Raw genomic sequence first — 12480 nt, forward strand, 5'->3', positions numbered from 1 at the left:
TTGTTGCCTCTCCATGCACCGAGAAAATGAGAATAGTTCTTGACACCACTTAAAATGTATTCTATCTATATCTTATACAAAGAAAGGGAGATCAGCAATGAACGATCAACAAGCATCGATTGAAGAGCTGGATATAGACGTGCTGCTCGAGCTCATATTGAGGGGCGGCCTCATCTGAACCCAAACCTGCTGCACTCAGGGGTTCAGTTCCAAGCGGAGGAAAGGATCATGGCATTCAAACAACTAAAAGACCTGATTGAATGGATAACCGAATACCACGAAATGCTGGAAAAGCAGTATGAAACTCTTGCTGGCAGCCAGAAAGATGAGCGCATGCAGATGGCCCTCAGCTTCCTGGCCAGCCGTGAGCATCATCTGGCGGAAATGATGGAGGATTTTCTCCAGGATGCGGATGACGATCTGATGGACAGCTGGCTGGTGGATTCACAGGAGTTCGATATCCGAAAGATTCCGTCCCACATACCGGAATGTACTGGCTGCGCGGACATACACGATGTGCACAAGAATATCCTGCAGGCCCATAAGACCCTGACTGACATGTACGAGTTGCGGTCACAACTAGCCCAGAATACCCGGGAGGCAGATCTCTTCCGGGAGCTGGCCGCCAACCAGCAAGCAGAGGCCCGTCTGCAATCCAGGGATATTGGGCGGCTGGAGATGTATTAGTGGAGCACCACCAACGTTCACCGCCTGCATGAAACCCCGGTCAAGCCGGGGTTTCGTTTTTCTGAAGATACTCCCGGTATACCTGGATGGAGGCCATCAGGCTTTCCCGATAAGCGGCACCGTATTGATTGCCACAGGAATCCGATTCCCGAATGGCAGACTCGTACTGGGCAATACCCTGATGAGCAAAGACCAATGCCGCTGCCCTACCATCACGGTTCTCAACAAAGGCCAGCCTTTGCCATTCCCGACTCTCCGGGGTATCCATTGATCATCTCCAGAGTTATTTCACCGCTTCATGGAGCATAGCCGGTGTACGCTCGGCTTCAACCACCCCGGTGCGCACCAGAAAATCACCAAAGTACTCCGCAGCCTGGCGTTGCTCCCGGTAGGCACGGAACAGCGGCCGCAATTCGGTCAGAACCGTGTCAACATCAATGTTTTCCCGGTACAGCCGGTTCATCCGCTGGCCGGAAAAGTCGGCTCCCAGATACAGGTTGTATTTACCAATGGCCTTGCCGGTGAGCGCAATCTCGCCCAGATAGGGCCGGGCACAGCCGTTGGGGCAGCCAGTGATCCGGATGTTAATGGCATCGGGTTCCAGTCCCTCATCGGCCATCAGCCGTTCGATCTGGTCAATAAACCCGGGCAGAAAACGCTCGGATTCTGCCATGGCCAGCCCGCAGGTCGGGAAGGCCACACAGGCCATGGAATGCTGGCGCAGGGGTGTGCTGCGATTGCCAGCGTCCAGGCCGTATTCCTCCACCAAAGCATCAATGGCGGGCCGCTGCTCGGCGGAGACCCCGGCAATCACCAGATTCTGGTTGCAGGTAATCCGGAAATCGCCCTGGTGGAGCTCGGCAATCTTACGCAGCGCTGTGCGTATCTGGCCGCCCTCTTCTGTATCCGCCACCCGGCCCGTGGGAATCAGCAGGGTCAGGTGTTGCAGGCCGTCCTCGCCCTCTACCCAGCCGAAACGATCGCCATTACTGGTCAGGCTGAAACTGCGGGGCTTTTCAAAAGCCTGGCCATGGTATTCCTGAAATTTTTCCCGGAACCAGTCCATACCGCGATCATCAATGGTGTATTTGAAGCGGGCGTGGGCTCGATTGGTGCGATCTCCGAAATCCCGCTGGATGGCACAGATGGCCTGACAGGCATCTACTATCTGGTTTTTCGGCACATACCCGGCCATGGTCGCCAGCCGTGGGTAAGTCGCCGGATCGCCATAGGTGAGTCCCATGCCGCCACCAACCACCACGTTGAAGCCCTCTATCCGGTTATCCTCGACAATGGCAATCAGGCCGATGTCGTTGGCGAACACATCGCAGTCATTCTCCGGCGGAATGGCCAGGGCTATCTTGAATTTCCGGGGCAGGTATTTGTAGCCGTAGAACGGCTCTTCCTCTTCCCCCAGGGCTGCCACTCGTTCTTCGCCCAGCCAGACTTCCCCATAGGCACCGGAGCGCCAGCGCAGACGGTCACTGATCGCCAGGGACAGTTCGTGAATCTCCCGGTGCAGGTGCGACAGCTGCGGGTTGACATTGCTGATCACGTTGCGATTGACGTCGCCGCAAGCCCCCCGGGTATCCAGCCCCAGGTCGTTGACCATTCTCATGAAGGTCTGCATTTTTTCCTTGAACACACCGTGAAACTGGAACGTCTGGCGGGTGGTCAGGCGCAGGGTGGCGTTGGCGCACTCATCGGCAATCCGGTCCAGACCCAGCCATTGCTGGCTGGACAGCACGCCTCCGGGCAGGCGCAGGCGCACCATGAACTGGTACAAAGGCTCCAGCTTCTGGCGCCGGCGCTCGTCCCGCAGGTCCCGGTCGTCCTGCTGGTAGCTGCCATGGAATTTGGTCAGTTTGGTGTCATCCTCCGGCAACGCGCCGGTGGCCCGGTCCCTCAGTCCCTCCAGGATGGTGCCGCGGAGGTAATCACTCTCACGTTTGATAATCTCGGCTTCTGGCAATTTCTTACTCATCAGTACACATCCCGCTGGTAACGTTTATCCCGGTTCAGTTGGCGCAGGTAATCTTCAGCCTGGTCTGCAGTTTTGCCGGCCTGCTCACAGACAACGTCGAGCAGGGCCTGGTGAACATCCGGCGCCATATGCTCGGCATCGCCACAGACATACAGACTGGCGCCGCGCGCAAGCCAGGCCCAGACGTCCGCCCCCTGTTCCCTCAGGCAGTGCTGAACGTAACGTTTCTCATCCTGATCCCGTGAGAAGGCCACGTCCAGCCGGGTCAGCAGACCCTCCCGGCGCCACTTCAGCCACTCACTCTGGTACAGGAAATCGCTGCGGAAGCGACGGTCGCCGAAAATCAGCCAGTTATCACCCGTCACCTCCCGCTCTTCCCGCTCCTGCATGAACGCCCGAAAGGGTGCCACGCCAGTGCCGGGGCCGATCATGATGACCGGTACCTCATCGTTGTCCGGCAGTGCAAAGTTCTTGTTCGGATCGATGTAAACGGGCACGGTAGCGCCCTCTTTCAGCCGGTCTGCCAGCCAGGTGGAGGCCACGCCTTCGCGATTCCGGTCGTGGCTCTGGTACCGCACGGCGGCCACGGTAATGTGGACTTCGTCTTCCTCGGCGGCCTGGCTGGAACTGATGGAGTAAAGCCGCGGAGGCAGCTTGCGTAGCAGGTTCACCAGTTGCTGCGGCTGCAGTGATGGCATCGGCCAGCATTGAACCAGATCCAGCAGATCCCGGCCCTCCATCCAGTCCCGGAGTTCGCCGGCATTGTCGGCCAGGGCGCTAAGCTCTTCCTGGCCCGCCAGTTCCGCCCACTGCTTGATCAGTGGCGGGGTCAGCAGCGTGATCTCACGGTGCCGGGCCAGGGCCTCGCCCAGAGTACCGGCCTCGCCATTGATATCCACGGGCGCTTCACTGTCGAAGGCCAGTGCCGACAACAGCTGTGACACCAGTTCCGGGCTGTTTTCCGGGCACACCGCCAGGGCATCGCCCGGCTTGTACTGCAGCCCCGAATCTTCCAGGGACAGCTCGATATGTCGTACTTCTTTGTCCGAGCCCTGGCCGCTCAACAGCTGGTTGGTCAGGATCGTCGCCTGAAACGGGTTCTTGCGGCCATAGAGCGATGCTGCTGCCGAACCAACAGCCGTTGAGGCAGAGGCTACCGGCTGGGAGGCGCCGGCCTCGGATGCCACGGCCTCAAGCACCCGTTCAATCCACTGTTCTGCCAGGTCTTCATAGTCCACATCACAGTCAACCCGCTCGGCCAGACTGGAGGCACCCAGCTCTGTCAGACGCTGGTCAAAATCCTTACCGGTCTGGCAGAAATGCTGGTAGCTGGAATCCCCGAGTCCCAGAACGCTGTAGCGCAACTGGCCCAGTTTCGGGGCCTTCTTGCCCATCAGGAATTCGTAAAAATCCAGCGCGTTGTCGGGGGGATCGCCCTCGCCCTGGGTTGATGTCACCAGCGCCAGGAACTGTGCCTGCTTGAGCTGTTTGGGTTTGTAGTCCGCAAGATCAACAACGTTGGCGGCTACGCCTTTCTCCGCCGCCCGGACCGCCAGCTGTTCCGCCACGCCCTCGGCGTTGCCGGTCTGGGAACCGAAGAGGATGGTCAGCTCGCTCCCGTTCTGGGCCGATGCCGAAGTTGCCGGAAAAGCCTGAGCCGTCGAACCCGAAGCTGCACAGAAACCTGCCAGGTACCCGACAAGCCAGCTCGTCTGGCCCGGGTCGAGCTCAGCCAGCAACTGGCTGAGACGCTGCTGCTGATCCGCTGTAAGCGGAGATGCTAGGAGAGTGTTTTTCATAGTAAGCCACCGCAACACAGTGTGAAGGGCCGTGCCGGAAAGTACTCCGGGCGCGGCCACAATGTCACAGGCACTCTAGGAATCAAACGCAACACTTATAAATCAGATTATATTTATTTTATTTATCACTAAAACCGATAAACTACTTAACTATATGATATTTAGGCGCTTTATGCTTATTCGAAAATATTCGATGGTAGATGATCTCGATCATTTCATGTTTTTTGGTTTTAGATCTAACATTCCTACCAAACTTTTAATTCTATAAAACACCCAGAAGGAGCAGGCCCATGGCCAAAACAGAGACTACCCAGCATCACACCGTCGTTGTCATCGGCGCCGGAGCCGCAGGCACCAGCGTTGCCGCCTCTCTGCTGCGGCAACGGCCGGGGCTTGATGTTGCCATTGTTGAGCCAAACGACGTTCACTACTACCAACCCGCCTTCACACTGGTGGGTGGCGGCGCCTATTCCCTCGCCAAAACGGCCAGGCCACAAGCCGAAACTCTGCCCTCCAAGGCCCGCTGGGTAAGGGCCGCCGTCATTGAACTAGAGCCAGATAGCCAATCGGTAACCCTATCGGATGGCCGCAGGCTGGCCTATGATGTTCTGGTGGTGACACCCGGGCTCAAGCTGGATTGGGATGGCGTGGATGGCCTGCAGGATACCCTCGGGCGCAACGGTGTCTGCAGTAACTATGAGCCGTCACTGGCGGAATACACCTGGCAGTGCCTGAAGACATTCAAGGGCGGCAAGGCATTGTTCACCCAGCCACCGGCACCCATCAAATGCGCCGGCGCACCCCAGAAAATTGCGTATCTCGCAGCGGACTACCTTCGTAAAAAAGGCCTGGCCGTAAGCAGCGAACTGAAATTTTTTGCCGCCGGCGGTGCCCTGTTCAGCGTACCGGACTTCGTACCGCCACTGACCCAAGTGGCGAAGCGCCACAACGTCGGTTTGCTGATGAACCACAACCTGGTTGCTGTGGATGGCGACAAAAAAGTTGCCACCTTCCGCTTCACCAACAGAGACGGCGAAACCAGCGAGGTAAAGGAAAGTTTCGATTTTCTACATGTCACGCCGCCACAATGCGCCCCGGACTTTATCCGGAACAGTGCCCTGGCAAACGCAGGTGGCTGGGTAGATGTGGACCAGCATTCCATGCAGCATGTCCGCTACGAAAACGTGTTCAGCCTGGGGGACGCCAGCTCGCTACCAACCTCTAAAACTGCGGCGGCCATTCGCAAGCAATCACCAGTGGCCGTCGCCAATATACTTGCCAGGCTGTCCGGTAACAGTCTCGACGCCAGCTATGATGGCTACACTTCCTGCCCCGTGGTTACCGGCTACGGCAAAGTTATGCTGGCAGAATTTATCTATGGCGGTAAGGTGACCCCGACACTGCCCCTGAGCCCATTCAAGGAATCCCGATTCTATTGGCACGTGAAAAAACGTGCTCTGCCAACCTTCTACTTTGATTACATGCTCAAAGGCAAGGAACGGGATATTGCTCATAAACCACTGAAATGAGATGTCGGCGGTGAATGCAATCGTCTCATGCTTCCATAGTTTCTGGAGCATCGGAAAATTCGGGAGGTCGGGCTCGCATTTGGAACCAGTCCAACTGGCGGCTCGACTGACGCGATGTTTTTCAGAGTAACAATCTCCTGAGGTCAGCCAGCAGGTCACCTATTAGATTGACAAACTTACCACCGTCCACCCCATTCACCGCCCGGTGATCGTATGACAGCGACAGCGGCAGAATCAGCCGTGGCTGGAAATCCGCGCCGTCCCAGACCGGCTTCATCGCCGCCTTGGAAACCCCCAGAATCGCCACCTCCGGTGTATTCACGATCGGCGTAAATGCCGTGCCGCCAATACCACCCAGACTGGTGATGGTAAAACAGGCACCCTGCATCTCTGCCGGCTTCAGCTGCTTGGCCCGGGCCTTCTGGGCCAGCTCGGCACTCTCGGCAGCGAGCTCCCAAAGGCCCTTCTTGTCCACATCGCGGATCACCGGCACCATCAGCCCGTTGGGCGTATCCACCGCAATCCCGATGTGAATGTACTGCTTGCGGATCACCTCCTTGCGATCCATGTCCAGCGACACATTAAACTGCGGCAGTTCCGCCAGAGCCGTGGCACAGGCCTTCAGCAGGAACGGCAGAGGCGTCATCTTCACGCCCTTCTTCTCGCCGGCCGCCTTCTGGGCCTTGCGGAAATCCTCCATATCGGTGATATCCGCATCCTCGAACTGGGTCACATGGGGCACGTTCAGCCAGCTGCGCTGCATATTGTTCGCCGTGGCAAACATCATGCGGGACATGGACTCCCGCTCGATCTCGCCGAACTGACTGAAGTCCGGCAGTTTGATGCCGGGAATACCCGCGCCGCCGCCACCGGCCACCGTGCTGCCCTGCTGCGTCTGCTGAAGCTGACCTTTCACATAGGCCTGAACGTCATCCTTCAGAATACGGTGCGTGGGACCGGAACCCTTGATCCGGGTCAGGTCCGCGCCAAATTCCCGGGCCAGCTTACGAACGGCCGGACCGGCGTGCACTTTGGTTCCCGGGGCCGGCGGTTCATAGGTGGTCGACCCCACGTCCGGCTTCGATTCCCGTTCTCCAGAGGCCTTCTCCGGCGTTTTTTCCTTACCGGACTCCGACGAATCCTGGCTGGCTTTCTGATCGTCTTCTGCCGCTTCGGGCTCTTCCGTTTCGCCCTCATCGCCGCCACCGGCATCATCACTGGCCTCCATCATGCCGACCACGTCACCTTCCTTGACCTTGTCACCCACCTTTACGGTGATTTTGGTCATCTTGCCCGCGCCCGGTGAAGGCAGCTCCACGGACGCCTTGTCGGACTCAACGGTCAGAATCGGATCCTCCGTTTCAACGGAATCGCCCTTGCTGACATGAACTTCAATAACTTCAACCTCGTCTGCACCGCCGAGATCGGGAACTTTTATTTCCTGTTCACTCATGACGGTCTCCTTAAGCCAGCACCGGGTTCATTTTGTTCCGATCGATTCCGTATTTGCGCATAGCCTCGAGAACCACCTCATTCTTCAGTTCACCGTCACGGGCCAGAGCCGCCAGCGCCGTCACCGCAACGTAGTAGCGATCCACCTCGAAGTGGTTCCGCAGTTTCTCGCGGGTATCACTGCGGCCGAAGCCGTCGGTGCCCAGGGTCAGGTAGGTCTTGGGAATATAGGCACGCACCTGCTCGGACAACAGCTTGATGTAGTCCGTGGACGACACCACCGGCCCCTGCTGTTTTTCCAGGCACTGGGTGGTGTAGGCCTTCTTGGGCGTGTCGTCCGGATGCAGGCGGTTCCAGCGTTCAATGTGCAGACCGTCCCGCGCCAGTTCGTTGAAACTGGTCACGCTCCAGACATCACTGGCAACACCAAAATCGTCCTTCAACAGCTCGGCGGCCGCACGCACCTCGTTAAGGATAGCGCCGGAGCCCATCAGCTGAACCCTGGGAGTCTTCTCGCGGGCCTTGGTTTCGACGGAATCCAGCAGGTACATTCCCTTGATGATCCCCTCTTGCACCTTCTTGCCTTCAGGCATGGCGGGCTGCTCGTAGTTTTCGTTTTCGATGGTCAGGTAGTAGAAGACGTTCTGGTTGTCTTCAAACATTTCCTTGATGCTATGCTGGACTACCACGGCGATTTCGTAACCGTAGGCCGGGTCGTAGGCCTTACAATTGGGAATGGTCTGCGCCAGGATATGGCTGTGACCGTCCTGGTGCTGCAGGCCTTCACCATTAAGCGTGGTGCGCCCGGCAGTGCCGCCTACCAGGAAACCGCGGGCCTGGATATCGCCGGACGCCCAGGCCAGATCCCCCACACGCTGGAAGCCGAACATGGAGTAGAACATGTAGAACGGCACCAACGGGAAGTTGTTGGTACTGTAGGACGTCGCCGCCGCCATCCAGGCCGCCATGGAGCCCGCCTCATTGATCCCTTCCTCAAGAACCTGGCCTTTCTTGTCTTCCTTGTAGTACATGATCTGTTCACGGTCTTCCGGCACGTACTTCTGGCCTTCCGAGCTGTAGATACCCAACTGGCGGAACATGCCCTCCATGCCAAACGTACGGGCCTCATCCGGCACGATGGGAACGACACGCTTACCGATACGCTTGTCTTTGGTCAATGCCGTCAGCAGCCGCATGAACGCCATGGTGGTGGAGATCTCGCGGCCATTGGAGCCTTCGATCACTGCCTTAAAAGTGTCCAGTGGCGGCGCCTGAAGCGGCTGGCAGTCCTTGCGACGCTTGGGATAGAAGCCCCCCAGCTCCTGCCGCCGCTTATTCATGTAGACAATTTCCGGGCTGTCCGGCGCCGGACGGTAGTAAGGCACGTCCTTCAGTTCTTCGTCTCTCAGCGGCACCGCAAAACGGTCACGGAAGGCTTTGAGCTGCTCAATATCCAGCTTCTTCAGGGAGTGCGCCGTGTTCTGGGCTTCGCCCGCACTGCCAAAGCCGTAACCCTTGATGGTGTGTGCCAGAATCACCGTTGGCCGACCGTCATTGTTGTGGATGGCGTGGTGGTAGGCCGCGTAAATCTTGTAGGGATCGTGGCCACCCCGGTTGAGCTTGTTAATGTCCTCATCGCTGAGGCTGTCCACCATCTTGGACAACTCCGGGTACTTGCCGAAGAAATGCTTGCGGGTATAGGCCGGACCGTTGCTCTTGAAGTTCTGCAGGTCGCCGTCAACGACTTCGTCCATGGCGCGCTGCATGAACCCTTCTTCGTCTCTTTCGAACAACGGGTCCCACTGACGACCCCAAACCACCTTGAGGACGTTCCAGTCGGCACCGCGGAAAACACCCTCCAGTTCCTGAATGATTTTGCCATTGCCCCTCACCGGGCCATCCAGACGTTGCAAGTTGCAGTTGATAACAAAGATTAAGTTGTCAAGCTTGTCCCGTCCTGCTACACCAAGGGCACCCAGGGATTCGGGCTGGTCGCACTCACCGTCGCCCAGAAAGCACCAGACTTTGCGATCCCCCATATCGATGAGCTCGCGGCGGTGCAGGTACTTCATGACGTGAGCCTGATAGATGGCCTGAATCGGCCCGAGACCCATGGACACCGTCGGGAACTGCCAGTAATCCGGTAACAGCCAGGGGTGGGGATAAGAGGGAAGCCCATTGCCGTCCACTTCTTCCCGGTACTTGTCCAGTTGCTCCTCGTCGAAACGACCTTCCAAATAGGAGCGGGCATAAATACCAGGCGAAGAATGACCCTGGAAGTACACCAGATCCGATTCCCGCTTTTCGTCGCCGCCATGGAAGAAATAATTGAACCCCACGTCGTATAGGGTAGCGGCAGAGGAAAAGGAGGATACATGGCCGCCGAGATCACCTGGTTTCTTATTCGCCCGCAGTACCATGGCCATCGCATTCCAGCGGATCAAAGAACGTATACGACGCTCCATGAAAAAGTCACCAGGCATCTGCGATTCCTGTGCGACCGGTATGGTGTTGCGAAAGGGAGTATTGATCGTGAAGGGCGCATCTGCACCTTCTCGGCTTACCCGCTCGGAAAGCCGACTCAGCATATACTGAGCTCGACCGACACCTTCAACCTGCATAACGGATTCCAGCGCTTCCAACCATTCACGGGTTTCTGTCGGATCTTCATCTTTATACATGAGCCTCTCCTTCAGTAGTCAACGCCAGTCAAAGCGATGTTCAACATCCGAGCACGCCGGGCTATACCTATGCAGTGCGTCGATTTGTTTCCATCTTAAGATCGGTTGGAGAATTTCACTCACGACCTGAATCAAGTCCACGAAGCACGCGGTTATTGACAAAAAGAACGTTTGGTTTTTTTTGCGTGTTTGCTGGATTTCAGCGCCGTTGCCCTTTTAGCTCAAAGATTGCTGTTCCACAGATGCCGATCTGCATATCCAAAAAAAGAGGGCCACTCGCAGAATCGAAATCGAGAATCATCGCATCTGAACCACTCTCGACATCCCAGCATAGTTAATGCGTGATTAGTTCAGACGCTTGATGATTAAGATCAATTAAAACGTTGTAAAACCAGGGCCAAAGGAGTCACATTAAAAAAGGAGCACCCCAATTTATAGGCCATTATCTCGACGGAGTTACCGACGTTTATGACAGTAAAAATTTTTATTGACGGTAATGAAGGAACTACCGGCCTTCAATTATCAACGCTACTGAATCAACGAAATGATATTTCACTAATCTCAATTGATCCTGCTTTGCGAAAGGAGCCTGTCGAACGGCAATATCGAATGAATTCGGCAGATGTAGTTTTTCTTTGCCTACCGGACGACGCGTCGAAAGATGCTATGAACTTGATCTCAAGCCCTGACACCTGCGTTATTGACACTAGCAGTGCCTTTCGAGTGCATACCGACTGGGTGTATGGTTTGCCGGAATTGGAGAACGAACAGCGTAGTCGAATTCAGAATAGTAAACGAATAAGCAACCCCGGGTGTCACGCTACTGCATTTATATTGTCCATACGACCATTAGTTGACGCTGGCTTACTGCCAAAAAATTACCCGATTTCGGCTTTTTCCTTTACTGGATACAGTGGTGGGGGTAAAACAATGATCGATTCATATGAAGCTTTGGGCGCCAATCCTCCACCAACTCCACAGCCATACGCACTGAATTTGGAGCACAAACACTTACCAGAGATCGTTTTTTACGCTGGCTTAACGAAAACGCCCGTCTTTATTCCATCTATTGGATCGTTCTACCAGGGGTTGTCAGTATGGATACCAGTAATAGTTGAAGGGGTCTCGCCTCAGAGTATTTACGAAGCGTACCAAGATCGCTACAAAACAGAGAGATTTATTCGTGTTCATGAGCCTAACAGTCACGATTTAAGGCCTGACTATTTCTTTGATGTCGAGGGAAGTAACTATACGAACAGAGTAGACATATTTATAATGGGGAACAGCGTTCGGCAATGCATCGTGGCCCGAATCGACAACCTAGGCAAGGGGGCGGCCGGGTCGGCAATCCAAAACTTAAATATTTATATAGGAGCACCGGAAAATTATGGCTTAAAAGATTAAACTCTTACACTAAAGGAGTTTTTTTACTTTAATTTAGAATACTTTTTTCTTGACAACTTCATTCTTGAATAGGTTTCAGGCGCAACTCCTATATACGACGCCAAGTATTTGTCCGGAGCTTTACTTATTAAATCCAGATCCTCAGTCATTAAAATATCATACCTTTCTTTGGCATTATATGATTGAAAAAAATATTCTCGCATGGAGACAACTTCCTCAAATTTCTTAAGAAAGTGAATCTTAAGATAATCCCACAAACTATTATTACATATGCTATTTCTTTTAAAATTTTCTATTTCAACACTCCAAACAACACAATCCGACACCGCCTGAAGAGAGAGTCTACGAAATTGAGTACTGAGCTCTAAAAATGGAATAAATACAAACTCTCCACCTGAGACAAAAAATAAGGTGAATGATTTTTGTCCAGATATTTTTAGAAATAATCTAACAAGTCCGGACTCTAAATAGTACATCTTGTTAGGCTTTAAATTTTGATCAACCAGTACAGTTCTCGAGGACACCTTTTCTCGACGGAATTCTTTGGTGATTATATTATTAATGCATCCGTTATTTATACAAGATACCTCGGCGTCAACTAGAATACTTTTGAGTCTTTTTGCTATAATCTTTCTATTTTCACAATGATATTTTTCCATGGCATGACCTGCAATATGAAATATCTTAGTTCCTTGATTCTCCATGCTATTGATGAAAAAACCAATAGATCTAAATCATTAATTGACTTCGATCATTTATTTCATTTGCCTCAGAAAAGTTCTTCGGGGTTACCTTCGTTTCAAAAAATTTCCTTTGGAGGGCACCAGCGACAGTCTGCACAGCAAGACCTTCACTTGATTTTGGACGAACAGATCGACTCATAAACTCCAGAACTTCCAGAACAGCCTGGTGAAACTCTGGCTCCGCAGGGTTTCTCAGGACCA

Annotated in this window: 9 protein-coding genes; 3 read left to right on the forward strand and 6 right to left on the reverse strand. The window is 54.4% G+C overall.

What is annotated here, in order from left to right:
* The first annotated feature begins 228 nt into the window (after window positions 1–228).
* A complete protein-coding gene (locus tag msub_RS11625; protein ID WP_048496170.1) occupies window positions 229–687 on the forward strand; it encodes a hypothetical protein in 459 nt (152 codons plus the stop codon).
* A gap of 40 nt (window positions 688–727) precedes the next feature.
* Here the strand turns inward: msub_RS11625 and msub_RS11630 are convergent, their stop codons facing one another.
* The 3 genes from msub_RS11630 to msub_RS11640 are packed head-to-tail and all read right to left on the reverse strand — an operon-like array spanning window position 728 to window position 4470.
* A complete protein-coding gene (locus msub_RS11630) occupies window positions 728–955 on the reverse strand; it encodes a hypothetical protein (RefSeq protein WP_048496171.1) in 228 nt (75 codons plus the stop codon).
* A 15-nt stretch (window positions 956–970) separates the two neighbouring features.
* Window positions 971–2671 carry an NADPH-dependent assimilatory sulfite reductase hemoprotein subunit gene (locus msub_RS11635; protein ID WP_048496172.1) on the reverse strand — a complete coding sequence of 567 codons (1701 nt, stop codon included), beginning with the start codon at window positions 2669–2671 and terminating at the stop codon, window positions 971–973.
* Entirely contained in the window at window positions 2671–4470 is a 1800-nt protein-coding gene (locus tag msub_RS11640; RefSeq protein ID WP_048496173.1) for an assimilatory sulfite reductase (NADPH) flavoprotein subunit, read from the reverse strand. Before msub_RS11640 ends, msub_RS11635 begins: the two co-directional genes overlap by 1 nt.
* Before the next feature lie 290 nt (window positions 4471–4760).
* Between msub_RS11640 and msub_RS11645 the strand changes: the two genes are divergently transcribed.
* A complete protein-coding gene (locus tag msub_RS11645) occupies window positions 4761–5999 on the forward strand; it encodes an NAD(P)/FAD-dependent oxidoreductase (protein WP_048496174.1) in 1239 nt (412 codons plus the stop codon).
* 121 nt (window positions 6000–6120) lie between these two features.
* On the opposite strand, the gene aceF is transcribed toward msub_RS11645, so the two are convergent.
* A complete protein-coding gene (gene aceF / locus msub_RS11650) occupies window positions 6121–7452 on the reverse strand; it encodes a dihydrolipoyllysine-residue acetyltransferase (protein WP_053077954.1) in 1332 nt (443 codons plus the stop codon).
* 10 nt (window positions 7453–7462) lie between these two features.
* Complete coding sequence (gene aceE / locus msub_RS11655) at window positions 7463–10132, reverse strand: pyruvate dehydrogenase (acetyl-transferring), homodimeric type (RefSeq protein ID WP_048496175.1); 2670 nt, start codon at window positions 10130–10132, stop codon at window positions 7463–7465.
* A 468-nt stretch (window positions 10133–10600) separates the two neighbouring features.
* Between aceE and argC the strand changes: the two genes are divergently transcribed.
* A complete protein-coding gene (gene argC, locus msub_RS21140; RefSeq protein WP_082146471.1) occupies window positions 10601–11536 on the forward strand; it encodes an N-acetyl-gamma-glutamyl-phosphate reductase in 936 nt (311 codons plus the stop codon).
* A 23-nt stretch (window positions 11537–11559) separates the two neighbouring features.
* Here the strand turns inward: argC and msub_RS21145 are convergent, their stop codons facing one another.
* Complete coding sequence (locus msub_RS21145; protein ID WP_197083823.1) at window positions 11560–12195, reverse strand: Crp/Fnr family transcriptional regulator; 636 nt, start codon at window positions 12193–12195, stop codon at window positions 11560–11562.
* Window positions 12196–12480: the final 285 nt, after the last annotated feature.

It is taken from the genome of Marinobacter subterrani, assembly GCF_001045555.1.
Lineage (GTDB): Bacteria > Pseudomonadota > Gammaproteobacteria > Pseudomonadales > Oleiphilaceae > Marinobacter > Marinobacter subterrani.